The sequence below is a fragment of the Pseudomonas sp. GM24 genome, assembly GCF_000282235.1.
In the GTDB taxonomy this organism is placed as follows: Bacteria; Pseudomonadota; Gammaproteobacteria; order Pseudomonadales; family Pseudomonadaceae; genus Aquipseudomonas.
The window spans coordinates 1-22771 of the sequence record NZ_AKJR01000061.1; the positions used below are offsets into that span (position 1 = coordinate 1).

Here is a 22771-nt window from a genome sequence, read left to right on the forward strand (position 1 = left end):
CACTGCAATCGCTGGCAAGCCAGCCACAGGTTTTGTGGATTGCCAACAATCTCAATCACAACACAGACCCCTGTGGGAGCTAGCCTGCTAGCGATAGCGCCTTCCCAGCCATCATCACCACAACAGACTCACACCCTCAATCCCGCCCGCGCAAATCCGCAGGACTCACCCCAAAAGCCCCCTGAAAATACCGACAAAACCGCCCCACATTGCTAAACCCAAATCGCAACGCCACCTCCGTCACCGACCCCGAACCCCGCCGTTTCAACACTTCATAAGCCCGCTCCAGCCGCACCTGCCGCTGATACGCCACAATCGACATCCCGACAAACCGCCGAAACCCCTCCTGCAACGCCCGCTGACTCACATGACTCAACCGCGCCAGATCCACACCACTGACCAACTGCTCCGGATGCGCCTGAATAAACTCCACCGCCAACTTCACATGGCGCGGCGCAACCATCGCCGTCGGCCGCCGCAACGCCTCGGAAAAGTTATGCGGCCAAGCCTCTAGCACCGCATCAACCAACATCTCGCGCAACCGCGACGGCATCAACGTCCTGCTGTTGAGCAACAGATCAAACTCCGTCCCCGTCGCCAGATCAATCAACGCCTTGATCCCCTGAAACGCTGCCGTCTCAAGATCCACGCTCGGCTCAAAAACGATCTTCTGCAGAATCGGTTTATCCAACAACGCCGACAGTCGCTCGGTGAGCTGGTGACGATTGATCGACATCCCGTGATGCGCGTGATCATCCAGAAAGCGCATCGAACGGATATCCGCCTTATCAATCGCCAGCCCAACGTGCGACACCCCGATAGACTCGGTGGCATGGTTGAAAACGATCTTGCCGGCAGTGGGAATGACGAAGGTGATCTCGTCCTGTGGATCGGGGAAAGCGACGGTGAAATCACCGTGATAATGCATCCGCCGAAAACTCACACCATCGTGCCGCCCGTAAACGCCGCCGATAATGATGTTCGACGGCAGCGGCGGATTGTCCGCATAACGATTGCCAAACAATCTGGAAAACAGTGCACCGAAGTCGTCCGAACGGAGGTTGTCGGAGCGCAGGATGATTTGCTGGCGAACGGGAGTCGGAAACACCTTGGCGGCACCTTCGGTTGGGGGCTCTAGGACAGGGGTGAAGGGTAGGGCGCCGAGGAGGTTAGCAGAGGAAATATGACCGGTTTGTGACAGTCGGAAACATGCCGTAACACCGCCGCACCACGTTTAAGCAAAGGACACTCGGCAGCCAATCGCCGACATGGCAACCTGCTCGCCACTGTACTCAGCAAGCAAACACAGGCACCGCGCCAAACCCCAGCCCCTGTTTGCCCAGCCCTGAAAGCCAAAAATCATCGGAGCGGCAATGCAAGCCAACACGCAAACACTCCCCATCACCCTGACCCCCGAACTCGACTTCGACCAAACCGCCGCCAGCGCTTTCGGCGAATCGCTGACCCGCGAATACACCCAAGCCACGCCATTCCCGCACATCGTCATCGACAACTTCCTGCAAGCAGACGTCATCGCCAGCATCCGCGAACACTTCCCGGTCGAACCGACCAACAACGAGCAAATCTACGAGCGCGGCTACAAAGGCCAACTCAAACGCCAGATCAGCCCCAACGCCTGCAGCCCGTACCTGAAGAACGTGTTCAACACCTTCAACTCCGCACCCATGCTGGAATTCCTCGAAAAACTTACCGGCATACAAGGCCTGATCCCCGATCCGTATTTCGCCGGCGGCGGCCTGCACGAAACCAAAACCGGCGGCTTCCTCGGCGTGCACTCGGATTTTCGACTAAACAAAAAGCTCAACGTCGAGCGACGGCTGAACGTGATCATTTACCTGACCGAGGACTGGCAGGAGGCGTACGGCGGCAACCTGGAGCTTTGGGATGTGGGGATGAAGAAATGTCTGAAGAAAGTGCTACCGGTTTATAACCGGTGTGTGATTTTTAATACGGACAAGGATAGTAACCATGGGCATCCGGAGCCGTTGACTACGCCGGAACACATCACTCGGCGGTCGATTGCGCTTTATTACTACACGGCGAGTGGGGTGGGCGGGGAGCCGGGGCAGAGGAATAAAACGCACTATAAGCCGCGGCCGAAGGATCGGTGGAGTTTGAGGTACTACATGAATAAGTTGTTTAGAACGAAAGCGTGAGGAGGCTGCGTAATCAGGGAAGCAGCCGTTTTTTGGACTGGGTGGTAGCAGCTGGTGGTGGTTCAGCTTTCGGCCAATTGCTGCCATTCACGAAAGGCTGCTCTCGGCCAATAGCTGCCATTCATAATGAGCAGTAAACCTCCCATTGCAGCCGGTCGCGCCCGACGCAGTCGATCAAAATCATCTGCTCATTCACGGTTGTGAGGGGGCGGAAAAAATCCAGACGCCTTGAAGGTCGATGTCTCAGTCCCTGTAGAGTAACGCTTCAACTACAACGCCAAACGCTGATGAGTGTTCGCGACGATTGGGGTAGTAGAGATGGTAACCGGCAAAGGGTTGACACCAATCTTCCAACACCCGCACAAGGCTACCGTCCGCAAGTTCCTTCGCCACCATGTCCTCTGGCAGGAAAGCCAAGCCACATCCCGCCACGGCCGCACGCAGAATTGGCACGCTGCTGTTGAATGTCCATTGGCCCTCGACGCGGGCCTTGAGCTCGTGGCCATCCTTTTCGAAATCCCATTGCATCAGGCTGCCGTGAGTCGGTAGGCGCAGGTTAATGCAGTTGTGCGCCGCCAGATCTCCCGGTTCCATCGGGTAAGGCCGATGCTGGAAATACTGCGGCGAGCCGACAACGGCGATGCGCAACGATGGCCCAATCGGTACGGCAATCATGTCCTTGGCTACCTGTTCGCCCAGGCGCACCCCCGCGTCATACCGCTGCGCGACGATGTCGGAAAGGGCGTAATCGACGGTGATTTCGACCCTGATGTCCGGGTAGTCGGGCAGCACCTTCAGCAGCTTCGGCCAGAGAATATTGTTCGCCGCATGCTCGGACGCCTGAATCCGCACATTGCCGGCGGGGGTGTCGCGAAACTCGCTGACGGCGGCCAGTTCCAGTTCGATCTCATCGAACCTCGGTGCCATCGATTGATACAACCGCTGACCCGCCTCGGTCGGCGAGACGCTGCGTGTGGTGCGCGTCAGCAGGCGCACACCCAAGCGGCTTTCCAGTGCGCGCATGGTGTGGCTCAGCGCCGACTGCGAGACGCCGAGTTGTGCGGCAGCACGGGTAAAGCTGCCTTCGCGGGTGATGACCACGAAGGCTTGCAGGTCGTTGAGATTGGCGCGGGACATTGATGAGAACCTCTCATGAGGGGGCGCGTGATTATTCCATGAAAGCAGGTCGCACACAGATGCGCGACCCCCAGAGAGTTGATTACAAGGTACGGGCGTAGAACGTGGTCAGTTTGCCAATCGCGGCATCGACATAACGCGGCACCCAGTAGGTTTCAATGTGGGTGGCGCCATCGAGGATGAACACTTCCTTGTCGGTGGTGCCGGTGGCTTTGGGGAACGCATCCTGGGTCATGTACAGGCTGTCGGCCTTGCTGCCGGCGATCATCAGCAACGGTTGATTGATCAATTCGATATGGTCGGTGGCGTCGAAACGCATCAGGTCAATAAGGCTGCTGGTGGTGTATTTGAAGGTCGAGTTCGGGTGCGCGTGGGTTTTCCAGTAGTACTCATAGCCTTGGCGATACAGTTCGAAAGGCAGTTTGGCAATCTGCTCGTCGGTGAGGTTGGCATCCCCCGAATACAGCACCGCGCCCCCCGCTGCTTCTTGCGCGCGGGCAGCTGATGCCTGCTGCAAACGTTGCTGGATGCTGTCCATTTGCGAGTCGTTGTAGCCGTTGCGGCGTACTCGACCCGAGTTGAACATGCTCACCGTCGCCAGGGATTTGAAGCGTTTGTCGGTTTGCGCCGCCGCCAACGAATAACCACCGCCGCCACAAATGCCGAGCAGGCCCAGACGATTGTCATCCACGCCAGCGAACTGGCTGATGAAATCGGCCATGCCGTGAATGTCTTCGATGCGATACGCCGGTTTATCGATGCTGCGCGGCTGGCCACCGCTGGCGCCCTGATAGGCCGCATCGGCCGTGATGGTGATGTAGCCCTGTTCGGCGAGCCGCTGGGCATAGAGACCGGCGACTTGCTCTTTTACGCCGCCATTGGGATGCGCAACCACCACGGTCGGGTAGTTCTTCTTCGCGTCGTAGTTGGCAGGAGTGTAGACATTGGCGGCGATGTCCAGCCCGTTGAGCTTATAGCTGACCGGGTGGATGTTGACCTTGCCCGGCTCGTTCTTGCTGATCGCGCCGTCATAGGCGAGTGTGAACGGGTTCTTCTTGTAGTCAGCGGCTAACGCTTCGCCCGCCGAGAGACCGACCAATGCCGACATGAGCGTGGCTTTGAGAGTGTTTTTCACGTGAAGCTCCTGAGCAAAAAAAGGGCGGCAGTAGCAAAAGTATTTGGGTCAGTCCAGCTGTTTTTCTTTGAGGAACTGCGCGACCAGATCAGCGATCTGCACGTTGTTCAGATCCGACATGGGGAAATGGGTATTGCCGTGAATGCCAATCTCCGGCAGGTGTATCAGTCGCACATCACCGCCATGGCGATTGACCGCGTCACGCCAGAGCCGGGCCATTTTCAGGCGTGCGCGCCAACTGTCCTGAGCGGGCAGATCGACTGTCTGTTCCGGAATGTTGTCTCCGTACAGGATCAGGATCGGAATGCGCGTCAGTGCCATGAATTGCTCCATCGGCACCGCTGCGCCTTGCACCGTGTCGAACGCGCTGGGAATCGGCGCCGGCACTTCACCGTCAGCAAACACGAAACTGCTGCCCGGTTCGAACGCCACGATGGCTTTGACCTTGTCGTTCTTGATCGCCGTCAACCAGCCCGGCCCGCCACCCTGAGAATGCGTAAACAGGATGCCGGGGCCGATTTTGTCGAACAGCGCCGACACACCATCGGAGACCACGCCCATGTCAAACGGCCCGGTGTTCGGCGTCATTGCCCTGAAAAACTGCTCGCGGGTCTGGGCGTCCTGTGCCACTTGCACGCCGTTGAAGTAGCGGGGCCAAAGGCCGATGCGGAACTGGTTGAACCACAGTTGTTCGTCCGGCACAGGCTTGATGGTGGTCTCGACCATGCTGCGCCCGGCATCACCACGCCGGGGCTGATCGATCAGATAGACGCCGTAGTGGCGGCGCAGAAAGATGTTCTGAAAACCCTCGCGACCATCGGCGGTGGTTTCCCAGGTCTTGGAAAACTGACCCGCGCCGTGCCACATGACGATGGGCAGTTTTCGCGCGTCCGCCGGGATTTGATAGAAGGCGTAGACGTGGTCACCGTGGTAGGTCTGGCCGTTGGGTGTCATCGGTTGGCGCGGGTTGAAGGTGCCCGGTGCCGTGGTCATCGTTCCGCCGGCGGCGAAGCTGCCTTGTTTCTGGATCAGCAGCGGGCCTTCGGAGTGGTTCGCGCAGGCCGCCAACAGGCTCAGCAGCGTGACGCTCAGTAAATGCTTTGCAGATTTCATGTCATTTCCCCGCTGTTGCGAGCGCTTGGGTCAGCGCTGCGCTTGCCCGCTTGGCAGTCTGTGTATCGCCATGCTTTTCAAGCAGCTCGGTGACCTGGCGCAACTGTGCCGCACTTAGCCCGACGCGCAGGCTCGCCGCCATGTGCGAACGCAGTTGCGATTCCACGCCCGGGGACGCTGCCAGCGCCCCGACTGTCGCCAGTTCGCGGCTTTGCCAGTCGAGGTTGTCGCGCTCGAAAATGTCGCCGAACAGATGGGTTTGCAGGAACCGGTTGATCACCGGAGCGAACTCGAACACCGGGCCTTTGACCGGGGCGCCGGAGATTTTCGTTTGATTCGCCGTACCCGCTGCCAATAGCTCATCCCCGACCGGAGTCGCCCGGCTCGGCTCACGTCCCGGCGCATCGTCAAGGCCGCGTTGTTTGCGCGCCTGCACCACGGTCATCAATTCATTCAAGGCGTTGAGGCTGCGGGGGAAGCCGACGTAGGCGTAGAGCTGCACGAGAACTTCACGGGTTTCGCTAATGGTCAGGCCGGCATCAAGCCCTTGGTTGAGCGCCGTGTTGAGGTTGGGCATGTCGCTGGTCGCCATGAACGCCGCGATCAGTGGAATGGCTTGTTGCTGGCTCGACAAGCTGGCTGCGCTGGCGGGTGTGCTGGTCATGGTGGGCGAAGCCTCGGCTGCTTGAGTGGTGACGCTGAACATCGCCCCGACGCCAAGGCAGAGCGCCATGAGTGTGGGGAGTGCAGTGCTGTTGCGGGTGTCAGTGATCATCGTGAAGGGCTCCATCCATTGCGGGGCGCTGCGGTGTCGCTGAATCGTACGGAGGTTGGTTATGGCGATTAACCCTGATATTGCGCATGGGTTCCTGAGCAGAACTCATGAATCGACGGAGCAGTCATCGCAGAAATCCAGACGCAACCCCGCAGATTCGGGGCTTAGACGTCGACTAGTCGATTGCCCCCAACGTGCCGGGAGCGCAACTTCGACACATTCCGTAACTTCATTTACCGGCGTATTGCGCATCCGAGACCTGTTCCCCCCAAGTGACGGTCTTGCCGTCCTCGGCTTCAGCGATGGCGATGTGGGTCATGCCGTTGCTGGCCGTGGCGCCATGCCAGTGACGGGTGTTCGGTGGAATCCAGACACTGTCGCCCGGACGGATCTCCTGACGCGCGCCACCCTCTTGCTGCACATAGCCGACGCCGGCAGTGACGATCAGCGTTTGCCCCAGCGGATGGGTGTGCCACGCCGTGCGTGCGCCCGGCTCGAAGGTCACTGTGCCGCCGCCGATGCGCGCCGGCGGTTCACCTTTGAACAGGCCATCAACGCGCACCGTGCCGGTAAAGTTTTGCGCCGCGCCCTTGACCGAGGGCTGCGCGCCGTTTGGCGTGATGCGGATTTCGCCGGCGGCCTGGGACTCTGCCGCCATCAGTGACAAAGCAACGAGTGGCGCAATCAATCGGTTCATCGGATTGGTTCTCCGGTCAGACAAGAAAAGCGGCGCCGCCCGTGGCGCCGCGTTGGGCAGACTCAGAGTCCGGTCATTTTCAGTGCCGATTCCGGCAGGCGTTCACCGTGCACCTGAATCTGCGCGATCTGCTCGTTGATCACGCGCAGATCGTCGCCGGTCAATTGCAGTTCGACCGCGCCCAGATTCTCTTGCAGTCGATGGGGTTTGGTCGTGCCAGGGATCGGCACAATCCACGGTTTTTGTGCGAGCAACCAGGCTAGCGCGACTTGCGCAGGTGTCGCGTGCTTACGCTCAGCGACGACTTTCACCACATCGACCAGCGCCAGGTTGGCCTTGCGCGCTTCGGGGGAAAAACGCGGGACGAAGTTGCGGAAGTCGCTGGCGTCGAACTGCGTGTGCTCATCGATCTGACCGGTGAGAAAACCGGCGCCCAGCGGGCTGAACGGTACGAAGCCGATCCCCAGTTCTTCCAGCACCGCCAGCAGCTCCAGTTCCGGGCCGCGCCAGAACAGCGAGTATTCGCTCTGTACCGCCGTGACCGGTTGTACCGCGTGGGCCCGGCGGATGGTTTCCACACCTGCCTCAGACAGGCCGAAATGCTTGACCTTGCCCTCGGCGATCAATTCCTTGATGGTGCCGGCGACGTCTTCAATGGGCACCTGCGGATCAACGCGGTGCTGATAAAACAGGTCGATGTGATCGGTACGCAAGCGCTTCAACGACGCCTCGGCGACGGCGCGGATACGCTCCGGCCGGCTATTGGTGCCGCCGCCTCGTGCACCGGTGATCGGGTCGATATCGAAGCCGAACTTGGTGGCGATGACGACCTGCTCGCGGATCGGCTGCAAGGCCTCGCCCAGCAGCTCTTCATTGGCGAACGGGCCATACGCTTCGGCGGTGTCGAACAAGGTGACGCCTTGCTCGTGGGCCGAACGAATCAGCTTGATCATGCTGGCTTGGTCGGCTGCCGGCCCGTAGGCCGACGTCATGCTCATGCAGCCAAGGCCCAATGCAGACACTTCCAGGCCATTGCCCAACGTGCGGTTTTTCATTATGTCACTCCGTACAGAATTCGATTAATGCGTGAGAGGGTGATCGTTCAGCCAGCCGTTCACGCGTTCCATGGTCTTGCGCTCCTGCTCACCCTCCATCACAAATCCTTCCAGCACTTTGGCCTTCGGCGCGTGCTTGACCAGCACACTGCGGCTGTTGCCCAAGCCGTAACCGCCGTGGGTGTTGAAGGGGATGAGGGTCTTGCCGGTCAGGTCGTGGGCGCTGAGGAATGCGCGCACGATCGGCGGCGCGGTTTCACCCCAGATCGGAAAACCGAGATAGATCGTGTCGTAGTCGCTGAGGGCATGAACCTTGTTCTGCAGCTCGGGCTCGAAGCCACTGTCACGCTCCTGGCGGGCCTGCTCCACGGTTTGCAGATAGTCCTCGGGGTAAGCGTGGGCCGGACAAATCTCGAACAGATCGGCACCCAGTCCACGCTGGATCAGCCCGGCAACCACACGGGTATTGCCCGAGCGCGAAAAATACGCGACCAGAATGCGCGAGCCAGAACGCGGTGTTTCACCGGCACTCTGCGTGTCGGCAAGCGACAGCAGTGGCGCGCTGGCCAATGCGGCGATCACCGTGCGCCGCAGCGGATCGTGATCGTTACTCATCGGCCGACACGCGCCTTGAGGGATTCGGGGTAGCGCTCGCCTTCGATGCGGACTTGCGCCAGCGCGGTATCAATCGCTTTGAGTTCGGCCGCATCGAGCGTGATCTCCGCGCCGCCGAGGTTTTCTTCCAGGCGATGCAGTTTGGTCGTGCCCGGAATCGGCACAATCCACGGTGCCTGCGCGAGCAGCCAGGCCAGCGCGATCTGCGCCGGTGTCGCTTGTTTCTGCGCGGCTATCTGACGGACCAACACCACCAGCGCCTGATTGGCTTGGAGCGCCGATTGGCTGAAACGCGGGACGATGCTGCGGAAATCGTCGCTGCCGTAAGTGGTCTCAGCCGTCACCGTGCCAGTGAGAAACCCCTTCCCCAGCGGACTGAAGGGCACGAAGCCAATGCCCAGCTCCCAAAGCGTCGGCAGGATTTCCTGCTCGGGATCGCGCCACCACAGTGAGTACTCGCTTTGCAGCGCCGTGATCGGCTGCACCGCATGCGCACGGCGAATGGTCTGCGCACCGGCCTCCGACAGGCCGAAGTGCTTGACCTTGCCTTCGCCAATCAAGTCCTTCACTACGCCGGCGACGTCTTCGATCGGCACGTTCGGATCGACGCGGTGCTGGTAGAGCAAGTCGATGTAGTCGGTCTTCAAACGACGCAACGAGCCCTCGACGGCTATTCGAATACGTTCGGGGCGGCTGTCCAGAGTCTGCTTTGTATTGTCGGCGCCGACGGCGAAGCCGAATTTTGTGGCGATCACGACCTGGTCGCGAACTGGCGCCAGCGCCTCGCCGACTACTTGCTCATTGATATAGGGGCCGTAGAATTCGGCGGTATCAAAGAACGTGACGCCTCGCTCAACGGCTGAGCGGATCAGTGCGATGGCTTGTTCGGTGTCCGTGGCCGGGCCATAACCATGGCTCAGACCCATGCAGCCGAGGCCGAGGGCGGATACTTCGAGTGAACTGTTGCCGAGTGTGCGTTTGTGCATGTTGATCTCCCGTTGGGCATGGGAAGAACAGTAAGCGCGCTAACGACTGAGGACTAGACGGGTAAATCGGCAAAGCTTGATGAGGTTTGCTCATCAGTCCCGGAAAAGGGGACGTGGCGACTGCCGAATGAAAGCCTGGGTCACGGTAGGCCATCACCGCTCGCACACAAAAAATCTGACACTCTCTTGACCGTCCGCTTTTGGCCGATTGCTGCCCGTGAATGCAATCAGAGGCAGCCTTTCCCATCCGAGTTGTGACGTCTCGATTCAAACGCTGATCAGCTAATGCGTGCGGCTATTGGAGGGCGATAGACAATGCCCTCCAACACATAGATTTTTAACAAGTGACCTGTTCTGGTAGCTTACGACGCTCACAAGGATTTGACAGGAAGTCATTATGGCCAAGCCAGCGGCGCGAAAAAGTGATCCATACAGTTGCCCATTGCCAGGACACGGCACCAACCCTATTGCGGTCGGCTCTCCCGACGTGTTTTTCGACGGACTGGCCGCAGCACGGCAAGGTGACGCGTGCACATGCGGGAGTGCGCTCTCATCTGGCCTATCTTCGACTGTGCTCATCAACGGTAAGAATGCCGCAACCATTGACACGGGTGGCACTCACGGCGGCGTCGTAGTTGGCGGGTCGGGGACGGTGATAATCGGTGATACCCATTCGCCTTGTGAGTTTGTTGCTCCTGCGCCGTTAGCGGGGTATGCGCGTTGGATCGGCTTCAGAATACCTGCGGACGAGAGCTACGAAGGCCTATCCTGCACCGCGCATTTTGATGACGGCTCATCGTTGCCCGGTGTATTTGATAAAGACAACGCCATTAAATTTTCGAACCTATCGGGGAAGGCGTGCGTGATGCTCCAATTTGAAGAGCAAGCATCCGAAGAAGCGGCATCTCTCACCGAAAGTCTATTGAATTCGATTTTGGGATAAGGACCATCCTATGACAGAGCCGTACATCGTCACTGGCAGCTATGTGGTCCAGCGAGAGCACGCCTTGCAAGACTCTCCTCTTGATCGGGCTTTAGAGCTAATGGAGGGCTCTGCGCTGCGGTTTTCACTGGATGCGATATCTGATGAAAAAACTCGAGCGAGCTATATCAAGAATATCCAGCGTATGTCTCAGCAAACACGCGATGACGTGAAAGCTGGAAAGATTACGGCGCAAGAGGGAGTGAAGTTCAGTCACGAGATGCGCAACAAAATCATGGTTGAGCATCGCAAGTTCACCTCTGCGCAGGGGCTGGCAATCGCCCAGAGGAAGAAAAAGGGTGGGACGGAGCTCAAAACACTTTTAAATATGTACTCTGAAAACCTATTCCAAAAAGGTTACGACAGCCTTTCGGAAATAGAGAAGAACAAAGTCCATTACACCATTCTGGAATCTTCGGGCCGGGATAATGCCAAGTTCTCGGCCGGTACAAAAAAGATGCTGGTCATGGGCAAGCTTGGTGTTCTCGTAACTGCGGCTCTGGCGACATATCAGATATTGAATGCTGAAAACAAACCCAAGGAAGCTGCGCGCCAAGGAATCATTGTCGGTGCTGGGGCATTTGGTGGGGTACTTGCAGGGTTGGGCGTCAGCGCATTTTGCGGACCTGGTGCCCCCATTTGTGCAATCGCAGTGGTCTTGGTTGGAACAATCGCAGGCGGTGTTGCGGGCGAAGCTGTTGCGAGTTCATTGGATGAAGAGCTTGAGGAGTTCACGCATTGGGACACCTTCTGACTGAGCCAGAACTGACCAAGGTCAGAGCGGCACTCTCCGAGCCCTTCAACGACTTTCCGGTTGAATATGACTACCTAGCAAGGAAAGTAAGAGGCGTCGACCCTGACATTCTTTACGAAATTCTCTATTCAGAGGTCGCACCGGTGTGCTTCACCAATCTTGTGGCCGCAGTACCCCCGGTATGGACTGGTTTCGATCCTGACATACTCAGAGAGTCGATAGAGGAAAGGTTGGCTGCGAGAAAACGTAATTGGTTTCGTCGGCAGTTCGATAAGGTGTTGGTGCGCTGGCTGAAATACAACTACGCCTATATTTGGAAGGAAATCGCCAGCAGATTGTGATCCAGAATGCTTCAAGGCCTCAGCTTGGTGAACCTTGAAGACTGGCGACCACCGCAGCTGCTTTTTCACGCTAAAGGCAGCCTCCATCGGAAAGAGTGGGAGATCTCGAGATGCTGCGCGGAGCTGAGAACAGTGAGATGTTGCGGGAATACTACGAGATTCTGGTTACTCCAGAGGCCAAGCACGCGCTCTTGTACATGATTGGATGGGCATCAACGCTTAAGGGCTATGACTGCTTTCCAAGCTCGCACGGATACATCAAGGATTTTCGTTTCTTGCGTGAGGATGACTGCGATTTTGCATTCATTCCGAACCAAAAGTGGATGTTGTTCTACTTCAGAAAGCCGTGCCTGCGCCTCCAAAAGTTTTCGCGTGAGGAAATTTTTGGAAGAATTCCCGACGTAAAAGAGAATGCGAACGGAGAGTTTACTGTCAGGCTTAAAAGTATGAGCGACGTCATGCGCTTAGCTAATTACATCGAAAGTTAGATGTGATCACGGTGATATTTGTTCGATTACATCAGTCGACTCCGAACAGCCGCAATGGGCCGAAAATTGGTCGTTATGCTCATTTTTCTCTCTGTTTTCTCCCGTATGGCGGCCTAATCGCCGCCATAGTCGGGGGCCGGTTACTCCGTTGGCACTACGTTATCCAACGCCCGATTCACTGCCAACTCCCCAAGCATCACCACCTGTGCAATGCCTTGCAGCGTCTTGCGTGCCGGTCCCTGCACCAGCCCGATCACATCCCCAAGCATCACCGAGGCCGAGCCGAGTGATTCGCTGGCATTCACCAGCAATTCCTCAGTCTTGGTGTTCGGGTTGGCGATAAACATCGTGTTGGTTTGGTACGGGGTGAGCATGATTTCCGGGGCGGGGCCGAGGTAATGGGAGAGGGCGCGGTCGACGGCTTCGTTGAATTTCTTGGCGTCTGGGGATTCGTCGCCCGCGATCGGGTCGGTTTCTGGTGGATTCGGTGTGATTTTGAACATGATGTAACTCCCTTGTGTCGCTTAAAAGGAGCCATCACCCTCTCGCTACCAAACGATGGGTGGCGGCCATGCACAGGTTGGTAGACCGGGACACAAGGAAAACCGGCGCGCTCGAAAGCGCCCTGCGCATGACCACCATAAAAGCCAGGCGAAGACTTTCGCCAATAGTGAAATTGCGCACCTTGTATACACGGGCTACCAAACCCGATCACTGCTATTCAGTGACCGACCCACAATAGAACCCGCATCCAAGGCGCACAAGCCGGCGGATTCTGGCGTAGTCGTAGGCAACGGCGCAAGGCGTTGTAGGTTGGGATGACGTAACTTGGGGTGTCTTTAAACAAAGTCCAGGAATTGCTTCAACAGGGCAGTTCGAGCTGTTTTTGCGATGTCTTTGTGGACTGGAGGAGCGATAGCCGTTTCGCGATCCACCGCAGCAAGTCCCGTGGCTAGAGGGGGAGTTAATTCGCCAGCGAAATCAGCGTGTCGATCACATTGATCGGCACATAAATCAACGTAATCGCCGCATACGCTTTACGCGACCGAGCCACAAATGCGCCAATCGGCAACGCAATCATGACCACATCGAGCAAACCCCAAAGCGCTACAGGCGATGCCTCAAACAGCGTGACATTGACGATCAGCCCCAGGCACAGATACGTGGACAGCGACAGCAATGCATAGCGCCCATCCTGTTCGAAATACACGCGCAACCCGTTCTGCTCATCCTCACTACGGCTCGGCAGCAACAACGCAGCGGTGACAAACAGCGACAGCGTCAGCATCACCAGCAGTAGAAATTCAAGAAACGAGAAGCTCTGTTTCACCGTCGACAGTGCGTTGACGGCCCACCAGAATTGCAGCTGCATGGTAAACAGCATCACCGCCCAGACCAGCGCCACCCAATCTGGCTTGGCTACTCGGCGGATGCGGAACACCGTTAATACGCCAAGCAGCAGGCGGGTGACGGAGAGCCCGAGGATCATTGAGAGAACGGTGGCGACGATTGGGAAGTTGTTCATCAGGCCTCCCGGGGTACGCGTTATGGGTTAAAAGGGTGTTTTGCGCAGGCCCGGTGATTGGCAGCGTCATTACTTGACCTTAAAACTAGCGTGTTCACGCGATAGGGCAAGGCAGCGCCATGATCGGGCGGAGGACGATTTCACGCCTTGAACGGCTGGGTGTGAGTGATACGATCGTGGCGTGCCAACCACGCCAGCTAGCAGAATCCGTCACCATGAAGCCCAGTTTCGAGAAAATCCCCACCGAGGCCGATGCCTCTTGGACGCTGCTGAACCGGCGCTTACCCGAGGCGATTCCGTTCGAGTGGCATCACCATCCCGAGTATGAGCTGACGCTGACGTTGAACAGCCGAGGCCATCGCTATATCAGCAATGACGTTGCGCCTTACGATGACGGGGATCTGATTCTGGTGGGGCCGAATGTGCCGCATAGCTGGTCTTCGGCGGAGTTGATTGATCCGCGGCAGCCGCACGTTGCGTTGGTCATCTGGTTTTCGGCGGCGTGGGCGGAGTCGTTGGTGACGTTGTTCCCTGAGTTTGGGTCGGTTCGGCGGTTGCTCGCGGCGGCGGGGCATGCGTTGAGTTTCAGTGAGGACGCGTCTCGCGAGGTGCGGCCGGTGATTGAGGCGATGGTCGATCAGGAGCCGGCGGAGCGATTGATTGCGCTGCTGGCGGTGCTCGGCAAACTGGCGAAAGACGTTGATGCCACGCGGATTCTCCCAGCGCCGAGCACGCAGGCCGGGAGCTCCATCGTCGAAGACCCGCGCATCCATCGAGTCCTGGAGTACCTGCATGGGCACTACGCCCAACCCGTCAGTATTCCTGCTTTGGCCGAGATGGCGTGCGTGAGCGTGTCGGCGTTCCATCGAATGTTTCGTCGTCACACGCGCTGCACGGCGCTGGACTACATCGTGCGCTTACGGATCGGGCATGCTTGTGCGCTGTTGATGCAAGGGCACACTACGGTTTCGCTGATCGCTGAGGCGGTTGGCTATTCGTCGTTGGCGCTGTTCAATCGTCAGTTCAAGGCGCAGAAAGGGCTGACCCCCTCGGAGTTTCGCCGCCAGCACGAGCATCATTTTCACTAGGTCGATCGTCCCGGCCCATCCGGGTAAAACGCCACAATCGTATTACCTGACGCTTCAATCGAGGCTGCCGCGATAGCCCTCGGAAGTGCTTCCATACCTGCCTGAATAACAAGAACAGCAGGTCATTCAATGAGCAAATACCAGGCATTCGAAAGCGCAACGCTTCCCGACGATTACCGAGCCAGCATCGTCAATATGAAGCGCGCGCTGCGTGAGCAGATCGGCGATGTGGATGCGTTGTTCGCCCAGGTCAGTGAGTTTGTTGCTGGCGAAATCGCCTCAATCAAAGAGCAGGAAGCGCTCACAGGTTCGGCTTGGCCGGAGCTGGAGTTCGCTGACATTCTCGCGGCGAAAGTGAAGCCGCAGCAGTTGGCGTTGATCAAACGCCGGGGTTGCGTGGTGATCAGAAACCACTTTCCACGAGCGCAGGTGTTGAATTGGGACAAGGGCCTGCTGGAATACCTCGATAAAAACCACTTCGACACTGTTTACCGTGGCCCGGTTGACCAGTTTTTCGGCAACCTTGAGGGTTCACGTCCGGAGATTTTCCCGATCTATTGGTCTGCGTCGCAAATGCAGTTGCGTCAGGACGAGCGGATGGGCGCCGCGCAATCGTTCCTCAATCGTCTTTGGAAAACTCAGTCGCACGGTCAGGAATGGTTCGACCCTGACGTCAATGCGCTGTATCCCGACCGGGTGCGGCGGCGCCCACCGGGCACGTATTCCAAAGGGCTGGGGCCGCACACCGATTCGGGTGCGTTGGAGCGCTGGTTGCATCCGGCGTACCTGAAGGTCTTCGACAAAATCTACAGCAACGATTTCAACGCCTACGACCCCTGGGACGCGGCGTTTCGTACCGAGGTTGATGAATACGCCTACAAGGACACGGTCAAGTGTTCCGCGTTTCGCACGTTTCAGGGGTGGACGGCGTTGTCTGACATGAAGGCGGATCAGGGCGTGCTGCATACCTTGCCGATTCCGAAAGCGATGGCGTACATGCTGCTTCGCCCGTTGCTCGATGACGTGCCCGAGGATGAGTTGTGCGGCGTGGCGCCCGGCAAAGTGCTGCCGGTTTCAAGGCAATGGCATCCGCTGTTGGTCGACGGGCTGAGCCCGATTCCGGATGTGCAGGCGGGGGACTCGGTCTGGTGGCATTGCGATGTGATCCACAGCGTCGCGCCCGTGGACAACCAACAAGGTTGGGGCAACGTGATGTATGTGCCTGCGGCGCCGATGTGTCCGAAAAATCGGCGTTACGCCAAAGATGTATTCAGGGCATTTGAACGGGGCGCGTCGCCTGACGATTTTCCGCCTGAGCATTACGAAAAAAACTGGCAGGAACGCTTCAGTGTCGAGGGCTTGAATGCACTGGGGCGCGCGGGTCTTGGGCTCGAGTAAGTCATCGAACTGCACCGCTGAATCCGTTCAATAACAACAATAAAGGTATCGAAAATGAACCGCATCAATCGCCTTGCTGCAATGGTTTCTTTGGCGTCACTTTTCCCCTTCGTCGTCCACGCCGCTGAAAGCAAAGGCTCCGTCGAGGTCGTTCATTACTGGACGTCCGGCGGCGAAGCCAAGTCGGTGGACGTGTTGAAGAAGATCATCGAGAGGGATGGTTTCACTTGGCAGGACAGCGCCGTCGCTGGCGGCGGAGGTGGCGCGGCAATGACCGTGCTGAAAACTCGCGCGGTGTCGGGCAATCCGCCCTCGGCCGCACAGATCAAAGCGCCGGATATTCAGGAGTGGGGTCGGCTCGATTTGTTGACCAGCGTGGATGACGTCGCCAAGGCCAACCATTGGGACAACCTGCTGCCCAAGACCATCGCCGACAGCATGAAATACGAAGGGCATTACGTCGCGGTGCCGGTGAACATTCATCGCATCAACTGGTTATGGCTGAACCCGGTGGTGCTGAAAAAGGCCGGCGTGAGCAAGGCGCCGGCTACTCTGGAAGAGCTGTATGCCGCTGGCGACAAGCTCAAGGCAGCGGGTTTTATCGCCATCGCCCATGGCGGCCAGGCCTGGCAGGACACCACCGTTTTTGAGAATCTGCTGCTGAGCGTCATGGGTGCTGACGGGTTCAAGAAAGCCTTTATTGATGTCGATGAGGCCACTCTCACCGGGCCAAAAATGACCGAGGTGTTTGCTGCATTGCACAAATTGCAGGGTTATCTGGATCCCGACGGCAATGGTCAGGACTGGAATCTGGAAACCGCCAAAGTCATCAACGGCAAGGCCGGTATGCAGATCATGGGTGACTGGGCGAAAAGCGAATGGACGGCGGCCGGCAAGCAAGCCTATGTCGATTACCTGTGCGTACCGTTTCCCGGCTCGCAGGGCGTTTACAGCTACACGATTGATTCGCTCGCGATGTTCAAATTGGCCACAAAGAACGACAACCCCGGCAACATTGCTGCTCGTGATGATCTGGCCAAGGTCGCGCTGGAGCCGGAGTTTCAGTATGTCTTCAACCAGAACAAAGGCTCCATTCCAGTGATTAAAGGGCTGGACATGAGCCGATTCGACAGCTGCGCTCAGGCCTCGGCGAAGGATTTTGCCAACGCCGAAAAGACCGGCTCACTGGCGCCGAGCATGGCGTTTAATATGTCGACATCGCAGGCCGTGCAGGGCGCGGTGTTTGATGTGGTGACGCACTTCATGAATGACAAAGATGCTGATCCGGCAAAGGCCGGAAAGCAGTTGTTGGCGGCGATCAGAGCTGCGCAGTAGGGCGAGAGGCTTTCCGGTTGGTCGCGGGGGACGGTCGGGGTTGATGAGGCGGGGCGGACGACGTTGAGTTTTGTGTGGGGCTGGCTGTCGGGAGCGAGTGGGGGCGGGGAGTCGAATTATGTTGAGGTTGTTGGGGAATAGTTGAGCGGGATTTACGGCTGTTGGATTTCGGTTGGATGAGCTGACGCGTAGCCGAATGGTTTTCGGCTACGCGAGCCCTTCAATTACTGCAATTCCACCAATGCCTCACTCACCGCCATCACATCCCAAGTCCGCATCACCTGCGTAATCGCCGCATCAATGCTCTCAATCGGCGTGTTATCCCGAGCAAGGATGGAAATCCCCTGCAGGAAACTGTCGAACACCGTCGCCATGGCGGCGGCGTTCGTGTCCTCCGCTAACAATCCTTCACTCACACCACGCTCGACACACGCCACAATCCCCGCGCGGGTTCGGGCGCGGGAGTGGGTGAGGGCTTGAGCGACGTGGGCGTTTTCCGGACTCGGCGCGCTCATGACGCCGAGGGTGACCATGCAGCCTTTCGGGTGGCCGTCGTCGCATTGCATGCGTGCCGATTGGCGCAGGGCGGTTTCGATGGCTTGGCGTGGCGGCAGGGTTTCGTCCCACAGGCATTCGGTGACTTGGGCGAAGGTCGTCAGGTAGCGCTGCACGCATTCGTCGAACAGGGCTTCTTTGGAGCCGAACGCGGCGTAGAAGCTCGGCGCGGAAATGCCGCCGCCCAGTTCAGCCTTCAACAGTGAAAGGGACGTCGAATCGTAGCCGTGTTGCCAGAACAATTGCATAGCCTGGTCGACGGCGTCGTCGCGATCGAATGCGCGGGGGCGGCCGGTTCTGGCCATAGCGGAAACTCCTCGGAAAGTGATTTGGATACTAGTCGATACATAAGTCGTTGACAACGTGCCTCGGCTGCCGCCAGTATTTTATATCGATCGGTATGCAAGTCTGACTTTCCAAACTCAAGGAGTTTCCCGTGACACCTTCATTGACTCTAACGGCTGCGCCCAAACGCCTGCCCATTGGCGCCTTGCTGGCGCTGGCCATGACCGGATTCATCTGCATCGTCACCGAAACCTTACCCGCCGGGCTGTTGCCGCTGATCAGCGATGGTCTGGCAATTTCGCCTTCCATGGCCGGGCAGATGGTTACCGCGTATGCGCTGGGCTCGGTGCTGGCGGTGATCCCGATGACCATTGCCACGCGCGGCTGGCGTCGGCGCAATGTGTTGTTGCTGACCATCGTGGGTTTTCTGCTGTTCAACTCGATTACGGCGCTGTCGTCGCACTATGGTGTGACGCTGGTGGCGCGGTTTTTCGCCGGGGTTGCGGCGGGTCTGGCGTGGAGTCTGTTGGCCGGTTATGCGCGGCGGATGGTCGAGCCTGATCAGCAGGGAAAGGCGTTGGCACTGGCCATGGTCGGTACGCCGATTGCCCTGTCTTTGGGGGTGCCGCTCGGCACATGGCTGGGAGGGCTGGTCGGTTGGCGTACGACGTTCGGCATCATGTCGGGGCTGACCTTGATTTTGATCGTCTGGGTGCTGGTGAAAGTCCCCGACTATTCACCACAGCCTGCGCATCAGCGCCTGTCGTTACGCAAAGTGCTGACGACGCCGGGCGTCCGGCCGGTGCTGGCAGTGGTGATCAGCTGGATGCTGGCGCACAACATTCTCTACACCTACATCGCACCGTTTGTGGCGCCGGCGGGGCTGGCGGATCGAGTGGACCTGGTGTTGTTGGTGTTTGGTCTCGCGGCGCTGGCGGGGATCTGGCTGACCGCGAAACTGGTTGAGCCGCTGTTGCGCAAAACGGTGTTGGTGAGCCTCGCTACCTTCGCTGGTGTTTGCGTGGTGCTGGGATTTATGGGGCATGTGCCGCAGGTGATTTACATCGGCGTGGCGGTGTGGGGTTTGAGTTTTGGCGGTGCGGCGACTTTGTTGCAGACGGCACTGGCGGATGCTGCCGGTGACGGCGCCGATGTCGCGCTGTCGTTGAATGTGGTGGCTTGGAACAGCGCGATTGCTGGCAGCGGGGTGGTCGGCGGGGTGTTGCTCGACCGCTGGGGCGTCGCCTCGTTTCCCTGGGCCATGTTGGTGCTGGTGAGCGTAGGGTTTGCCATTGCCTTCGGCGCGCGGGTGCATGGGTTCAGATCGGGGCCGCGTGTTGCTGGAGCGGTTGCGGTTGCCGGGCACTGATGCCCGGATGCGCGCACTGCGTGGGCCTCGAGGGCGACCACGAATCAATTACTTTGTCAGTGATTACAGCGGCCGAAGGATTACGGGTTCTTTGCTCGAGGAAGCCAATCAGGTTTCAGCGCGTCATTAGTTCTATTGGCTCAGCCCCTTGGAATCCGCCAACCCGCCCTCATAACCATCGCTATACCCAACACCCCGAAGAGGAACGACACGCCATGACCACTCAAACCGAAACCGCCATCCTCGCCGGCGGCTGCTTCTGGGGCATGCAGGATTTGCTGCGGCGCTATCCCGGTGTGTTGCAAACCCGCGTCGGTTACACCGGCGGTGATGTGCCGAACGCCACCTACCGCAACCATGGCAACCACGCCGAAGCCATCGAGATCACCTTCGACCCGGCGGTGATCAGCTATCGACAGATCCTTGAATTCTTTTTTCAGATACACGACCCGAGCACGCCCAACCGCCAGGGCAACGACCTTGGCCCGAGCTATCGCTCGGCCATTTATTACCTCAACGAAGCGCAGCGCGACATCGCTGAAGACACGGCTGCCGATGTCGACGCCTCAAAACTGTGGCCGGGCCGCGTGGTGACTGAAATCGCACCGGCGGGGCCGTTCTGGGAAGCGGAGCCGGAGCATCAGGATTACCTTGAGCGCATTCCGAATGGCTACACCTGCCATTTCATTCGCCCGAACTGGAAGCTGCCGAAGCGCGCGTGAGCGGTGCACGCCGCTCATTCAGCGCCAGTACATAGGCGCTGAACATATCCGCCAGCCCGTCGGCGCATACCGAGATTTCCTCCTCGGTACGCGGGCTGCCGGAAAAATCCTTGCCGACCGAACTGAGCGTGGTCAGGATCAAATCGCACGCTGCGGTACGGACGTGCTCACCGACCTCGGGCAGTAACTCTTCCATGAATGTCGCGAAAATCTGCCGCCCGGCCGCACGCACTGCGTGGGCCTCGGGGGCGTTGCGGTAGAGCGGGGCGGCGTCGTTCAGCGCGCCGCGCATCTGCGCTTCGTCGCACTCTGAACGAATGAAGGCCTGCACCAGCGTACGCAGGCGTTGGAGTGGCGGCTGTTCAAACTCCTGCAGAATTCGCTGCAGCATCTGGGTGGTGTGCAGCCACTCATCGCTCTGCAAGCGGAACAGGATTGCGGCTTTGTTGGGGAAGTACTGATACAGCGAACCGATGCTCACGCCAGCCTTTTCCGCGACCCGTGCGGTGGTAAAGCGAGTGGCGCCGTGCTCGCTCAAAACCTGAATAGCCGCTTGCAGAATAGCCGCCACCAGTTCGCTGGAGCGTGCCTGTTGCGGCTGTTTGCGTGAGGAAATACGGGCAGTCTGGCGGTGGGTCATGGGCAGCTCGGGCGTCCTTGGGAATGCGAATAGCGCAAGAAGCGAATCGCTCGCATCATTTAAATGCGACGAATTGCTCGCATTCTAGTTCCCGACTGACGGAAAGCAATCATGACAACCTTGACCACTGAACCTCTCGCAAGCCTGATCGAACGCCTCTACGCCCAAGCCGGCGCCGCCACCAGCCCGGTGCTGCACACGGTGCCTGGCGAAGAGCGCGAACGCCTGATGCACAGCAAAACCGAATACCTGAAACTCTATGAACTGCTCAAAGACCTGTGGCTGCCGGTCTCCCGCGACACAGGCAAACTGCTGTACATGCTGGCGCGCAACACCAAGGCCAAAGCGATTGTCGAGTTCGGCACCTCGTTCGGTCTCTCCACCCTGCATTTGGCGGCGGCACTGCGCGATAACGGCGGCGGTGTGCTGATCGGCAGTGAGTTCGAACCTTCGAAGATTGAACTGGCTCGGCATCATTTTGTTGAAGGTGGCGTCAGTGATCTGGTGGAGATTCGCCAAGGGGACGCGCTGGTGACGCTGGCAACGGATCTACCGGAATCGGTTGATCTGCTCCTGCTCGATGGAGCCAAGGCGTTGTATGGCGACGTGTTGAGTCTGGTCGAAAAACACCTGAAACCGGGGGCGCTGGTGGTGGCGGACAACACTGACTATTGCCCGGAGTACCTGGCCTACGTGCGGGCGCCGCAGAACGGGTATTTGTCTGTGCCGTTTGCGGATGAAATTGAGCTGTCGATGCGGCTGGGTTGAGCCCGTTTCTTCAGGGAGCCACTGGTTGATAGGTGGCTCCAATTTGGACGGGCGGGAAACCAGTAAAAACACGAGTGGAAATCCTGGATTTGAGAAAACTTCCCTGTCTGACTTTCTCGATGGGTAATCTCGACCGCGACTGCCATCAATCAACGCTAATCAGCGAATCGCTATCACTTATCGGGACAGAACATTTCTACATACGGTATAGCGCATAAAGGTCTGAAAACCTGTTACTTCTTACAGTATCCGAAGCGAATAAACTGCTAGAGCATGGTGTTTCACCAATGTTTTATTCATGAAAAGGGAGATACATCATGGCACTTACGATTAACACGAACGTTACTTCATTGATCGTTCAAAAAAATCTTGCTAAGACGCCGGATGTACTAAGCGCGTCGATGAACACATCAAGCAGCGAACCTAAGATTGATAGTGCAAAAGATGACACGGCAGGAACGCTGGAGGAACAGCGTACTGAAACACCGCCGCTTGAAGGAGAGCAGCATCGTACTGACGAAGAGCTGCCAAAAGGGAGTTAGGCGCCGCAAACTCGGAAGCCGGGTACTAAAAATCTGTGCCGGTACCTGGCTCTCGTCAGCAGCTGATTCCTCTAGGCTTCGCAGTCAATGCTTCGCATAATTGTTTTATGCTGAATGAACATCCGTCTTCGCGGGCAATCCCGCTCCCACAAGGTTATTCGGCATGTTCACAATAACGGCATCCCACCAAAACCTGTGAGAATGTGACTTGCCCGCGAAGAGGCCGGAATGCATTGCATCATAGTCACCTGACACACCGCGATCATAAACAGGCCCGTCCTTCGTAGAC

General features: G+C 58.1%; 25 protein-coding genes. 12 read left to right on the forward strand and 13 right to left on the reverse strand.

Annotation, left to right across the window (positions count from 1 at the left end):
- Positions 1-136: 136 nt before the first annotated feature.
- Positions 137-1108 carry an AraC family transcriptional regulator gene (locus PMI23_RS09685; protein ID WP_007913026.1) on the reverse strand — a complete coding sequence of 324 codons (972 nt, stop codon included), beginning with the start codon at positions 1106-1108 and terminating at the stop codon, positions 137-139.
- A 265-nt stretch (positions 1109-1373) separates the two neighbouring features.
- Here PMI23_RS09685 and PMI23_RS09690 point away from each other — a divergent pair, with 265 nt between their 5' ends.
- Positions 1374-2177, forward strand: coding sequence for a 2OG-Fe(II) oxygenase (locus tag PMI23_RS09690; RefSeq protein ID WP_007913028.1), 804 nt, complete (start codon positions 1374-1376; stop codon positions 2175-2177).
- 243 nt (positions 2178-2420) lie between these two features.
- Here the strand turns inward: PMI23_RS09690 and PMI23_RS09695 are convergent, their stop codons facing one another.
- From PMI23_RS09695 to PMI23_RS09730, 8 genes are all read right to left on the reverse strand, one after another.
- Positions 2421-3314 carry a LysR family transcriptional regulator gene (locus PMI23_RS09695; RefSeq protein ID WP_007913030.1) on the reverse strand — a complete coding sequence of 298 codons (894 nt, stop codon included), beginning with the start codon at positions 3312-3314 and terminating at the stop codon, positions 2421-2423.
- 82 nt (positions 3315-3396) lie between these two features.
- Positions 3397-4449, reverse strand: coding sequence for an alpha/beta hydrolase (locus PMI23_RS09700; RefSeq protein WP_007913032.1), 1053 nt, complete (start codon positions 4447-4449; stop codon positions 3397-3399).
- Positions 4450-4497: 48 nt separating this feature from the next.
- Positions 4498-5442 (reverse strand): alpha/beta hydrolase, encoded by a 945-nt coding sequence (locus PMI23_RS09705; RefSeq protein ID WP_177321049.1) that lies wholly within the window; start codon positions 5440-5442, stop codon positions 4498-4500.
- 121 nt (positions 5443-5563) lie between these two features.
- On the reverse strand, positions 5564-6337 hold the full coding sequence (locus tag PMI23_RS09710) for a carboxymuconolactone decarboxylase family protein (protein ID WP_007913034.1): 774 nt from the start codon (positions 6335-6337) through the stop codon (positions 5564-5566).
- Positions 6338-6566: 229 nt separating this feature from the next.
- A complete protein-coding gene (locus PMI23_RS09715) occupies positions 6567-7034 on the reverse strand; it encodes a (R)-mandelonitrile lyase (RefSeq protein ID WP_007913035.1) in 468 nt (155 codons plus the stop codon).
- Between the two features lie 62 nt (positions 7035-7096).
- Positions 7097-8089: an aldo/keto reductase gene (locus tag PMI23_RS09720; RefSeq protein ID WP_007913036.1), complete on the reverse strand. Its 993-nt coding sequence runs from the start codon at positions 8087-8089 to the stop codon at positions 7097-7099.
- A gap of 24 nt (positions 8090-8113) precedes the next feature.
- Complete coding sequence (locus tag PMI23_RS09725) at positions 8114-8704, reverse strand: flavodoxin (RefSeq protein WP_007913038.1); 591 nt, start codon at positions 8702-8704, stop codon at positions 8114-8116.
- Positions 8701-9690: an aldo/keto reductase gene (locus PMI23_RS09730; protein WP_007913039.1), complete on the reverse strand. Its 990-nt coding sequence runs from the start codon at positions 9688-9690 to the stop codon at positions 8701-8703. Before PMI23_RS09730 ends, PMI23_RS09725 begins: the two co-directional genes overlap by 4 nt.
- Before the next feature lie 397 nt (positions 9691-10087).
- Here PMI23_RS09730 and PMI23_RS09735 point away from each other — a divergent pair, with 397 nt between their 5' ends.
- From PMI23_RS09735 to PMI23_RS09750, 4 genes are all read left to right on the forward strand, one after another.
- Positions 10088-10633 carry a PAAR domain-containing protein gene (locus PMI23_RS09735; RefSeq protein WP_007913041.1) on the forward strand — a complete coding sequence of 182 codons (546 nt, stop codon included), beginning with the start codon at positions 10088-10090 and terminating at the stop codon, positions 10631-10633.
- A gap of 10 nt (positions 10634-10643) precedes the next feature.
- Positions 10644-11426 carry a hypothetical protein gene (locus tag PMI23_RS09740; protein WP_007913043.1) on the forward strand — a complete coding sequence of 261 codons (783 nt, stop codon included), beginning with the start codon at positions 10644-10646 and terminating at the stop codon, positions 11424-11426.
- Positions 11411-11767, forward strand: a complete 357-nt coding sequence (locus PMI23_RS09745; protein ID WP_007913045.1) for a DUF7079 family protein — start codon at positions 11411-11413, stop codon at positions 11765-11767. Before PMI23_RS09740 ends, PMI23_RS09745 begins: the two co-directional genes overlap by 16 nt.
- Before the next feature lie 110 nt (positions 11768-11877).
- Positions 11878-12255 (forward strand): hypothetical protein, encoded by a 378-nt coding sequence (locus PMI23_RS09750; protein ID WP_007913047.1) that lies wholly within the window; start codon positions 11878-11880, stop codon positions 12253-12255.
- 140 nt (positions 12256-12395) lie between these two features.
- Here the strand turns inward: PMI23_RS09750 and PMI23_RS09755 are convergent, their stop codons facing one another.
- On the reverse strand, positions 12396-12758 hold the full coding sequence (locus PMI23_RS09755) for a DUF6124 family protein (protein WP_007913049.1): 363 nt from the start codon (positions 12756-12758) through the stop codon (positions 12396-12398).
- Positions 12759-13219: 461 nt separating this feature from the next.
- Entirely contained in the window at positions 13220-13780 is a 561-nt protein-coding gene (locus PMI23_RS09760) for a hypothetical protein (RefSeq protein ID WP_007913051.1), read from the reverse strand.
- Positions 13781-13995: 215 nt separating this feature from the next.
- Here PMI23_RS09760 and PMI23_RS09765 point away from each other — a divergent pair, with 215 nt between their 5' ends.
- The 3 genes from PMI23_RS09765 to PMI23_RS09775 all read left to right on the forward strand — a co-directional run bounded on the left by PMI23_RS09765 (position 13996) and on the right by PMI23_RS09775 (position 17601).
- A complete protein-coding gene (locus PMI23_RS09765; protein ID WP_042704925.1) occupies positions 13996-14868 on the forward strand; it encodes a helix-turn-helix domain-containing protein in 873 nt (290 codons plus the stop codon).
- 129 nt (positions 14869-14997) lie between these two features.
- The gene (locus PMI23_RS09770) at positions 14998-16266 is read left to right on the forward strand and encodes a DUF1479 domain-containing protein (protein ID WP_007913055.1); all 1269 of its coding nucleotides are present in this window, start codon (positions 14998-15000) and stop codon (positions 16264-16266) included.
- 54 nt (positions 16267-16320) lie between these two features.
- On the forward strand, positions 16321-17601 hold the full coding sequence (locus PMI23_RS09775) for an ABC transporter substrate-binding protein (RefSeq protein ID WP_007913056.1): 1281 nt from the start codon (positions 16321-16323) through the stop codon (positions 17599-17601).
- A gap of 224 nt (positions 17602-17825) precedes the next feature.
- Here PMI23_RS09775 and PMI23_RS09780 read toward each other — a convergent pair whose 3' ends face one another.
- Positions 17826-18461 carry a TetR/AcrR family transcriptional regulator gene (locus PMI23_RS09780; RefSeq protein WP_007913057.1) on the reverse strand — a complete coding sequence of 212 codons (636 nt, stop codon included), beginning with the start codon at positions 18459-18461 and terminating at the stop codon, positions 17826-17828.
- A gap of 131 nt (positions 18462-18592) precedes the next feature.
- On the opposite strand from PMI23_RS09780, the gene PMI23_RS09785 reads away from it, so the two are divergent.
- Both PMI23_RS09785 and msrA read left to right on the forward strand, forming a co-directional pair.
- Complete coding sequence (locus tag PMI23_RS09785) at positions 18593-19810, forward strand: MFS transporter (RefSeq protein WP_007913058.1); 1218 nt, start codon at positions 18593-18595, stop codon at positions 19808-19810.
- Between the two features lie 215 nt (positions 19811-20025).
- On the forward strand, positions 20026-20532 hold the full coding sequence (gene msrA / locus PMI23_RS09790; protein ID WP_007913059.1) for a peptide-methionine (S)-S-oxide reductase MsrA: 507 nt from the start codon (positions 20026-20028) through the stop codon (positions 20530-20532).
- Here the strand turns inward: msrA and PMI23_RS09795 are convergent.
- Complete coding sequence (locus tag PMI23_RS09795) at positions 20495-21172, reverse strand: TetR family transcriptional regulator (protein ID WP_007913062.1); 678 nt, start codon at positions 21170-21172, stop codon at positions 20495-20497. The two genes, msrA and PMI23_RS09795, sit on opposite strands and share 38 nt — an antisense overlap.
- 111 nt (positions 21173-21283) lie before the next feature.
- Here PMI23_RS09795 and PMI23_RS09800 point away from each other — a divergent pair, with 111 nt between their 5' ends.
- Positions 21284-21940, forward strand: coding sequence for an O-methyltransferase (locus PMI23_RS09800; RefSeq protein ID WP_007913063.1), 657 nt, complete (start codon positions 21284-21286; stop codon positions 21938-21940).
- A 317-nt stretch (positions 21941-22257) separates the two neighbouring features.
- Positions 22258-22482: a hypothetical protein gene (locus tag PMI23_RS29240; RefSeq protein ID WP_007913065.1), complete on the forward strand. Its 225-nt coding sequence runs from the start codon at positions 22258-22260 to the stop codon at positions 22480-22482.
- The last annotated feature ends 289 nt before the right edge of the window (positions 22483-22771 follow it).

Coding starts and splice junctions, on each gene's coding strand:
- PMI23_RS09730 (WP_007913039.1), bottom strand. CDS start 9,690: ATGCACAAACGCACACTCGGCAACAGTTCACTCGAAGTATCCGCCCTC.
- PMI23_RS09755 (WP_007913049.1), bottom strand. CDS start 12,758: ATGTTCAAAATCACACCGAATCCACCAGAAACCGACCCGATCGCGGGC.
- PMI23_RS09710 (WP_007913034.1), bottom strand. CDS start 6,337: ATGATCACTGACACCCGCAACAGCACTGCACTCCCCACACTCATGGCG.
- PMI23_RS09765 (WP_042704925.1), top strand. CDS start 13,996: ATGAAGCCCAGTTTCGAGAAAATCCCCACCGAGGCCGATGCCTCTTGG.
- PMI23_RS09800 (WP_007913063.1), top strand. CDS start 21,284: ATGACAACCTTGACCACTGAACCTCTCGCAAGCCTGATCGAACGCCTC.
- PMI23_RS09705 (WP_177321049.1), bottom strand. CDS start 5,442: ATGACCACGGCACCGGGCACCTTCAACCCGCGCCAACCGATGACACCC.
- PMI23_RS09770 (WP_007913055.1), top strand. CDS start 14,998: ATGAGCAAATACCAGGCATTCGAAAGCGCAACGCTTCCCGACGATTAC.
- PMI23_RS09750 (WP_007913047.1), top strand. CDS start 11,878: ATGCTGCGCGGAGCTGAGAACAGTGAGATGTTGCGGGAATACTACGAG.
- PMI23_RS09735 (WP_007913041.1), top strand. CDS start 10,088: ATGGCCAAGCCAGCGGCGCGAAAAAGTGATCCATACAGTTGCCCATTG.
- PMI23_RS09695 (WP_007913030.1), bottom strand. CDS start 3,314: ATGTCCCGCGCCAATCTCAACGACCTGCAAGCCTTCGTGGTCATCACC.
- msrA (WP_007913059.1), top strand. CDS start 20,026: ATGACCACTCAAACCGAAACCGCCATCCTCGCCGGCGGCTGCTTCTGG.
- PMI23_RS09725 (WP_007913038.1), bottom strand. CDS start 8,704: ATGAGTAACGATCACGATCCGCTGCGGCGCACGGTGATCGCCGCATTG.
- PMI23_RS09720 (WP_007913036.1), bottom strand. CDS start 8,089: ATGAAAAACCGCACGTTGGGCAATGGCCTGGAAGTGTCTGCATTGGGC.
- PMI23_RS09760 (WP_007913051.1), bottom strand. CDS start 13,780: ATGAACAACTTCCCAATCGTCGCCACCGTTCTCTCAATGATCCTCGGG.
- PMI23_RS29240 (WP_007913065.1), top strand. CDS start 22,258: ATGGCACTTACGATTAACACGAACGTTACTTCATTGATCGTTCAAAAA.
- PMI23_RS09775 (WP_007913056.1), top strand. CDS start 16,321: ATGAACCGCATCAATCGCCTTGCTGCAATGGTTTCTTTGGCGTCACTT.
- PMI23_RS09690 (WP_007913028.1), top strand. CDS start 1,374: ATGCAAGCCAACACGCAAACACTCCCCATCACCCTGACCCCCGAACTC.
- PMI23_RS09795 (WP_007913062.1), bottom strand. CDS start 21,172: ATGACCCACCGCCAGACTGCCCGTATTTCCTCACGCAAACAGCCGCAA.
- PMI23_RS09740 (WP_007913043.1), top strand. CDS start 10,644: ATGACAGAGCCGTACATCGTCACTGGCAGCTATGTGGTCCAGCGAGAG.
- PMI23_RS09715 (WP_007913035.1), bottom strand. CDS start 7,034: ATGAACCGATTGATTGCGCCACTCGTTGCTTTGTCACTGATGGCGGCA.
- PMI23_RS09780 (WP_007913057.1), bottom strand. CDS start 18,461: ATGGCCAGAACCGGCCGCCCCCGCGCATTCGATCGCGACGACGCCGTC.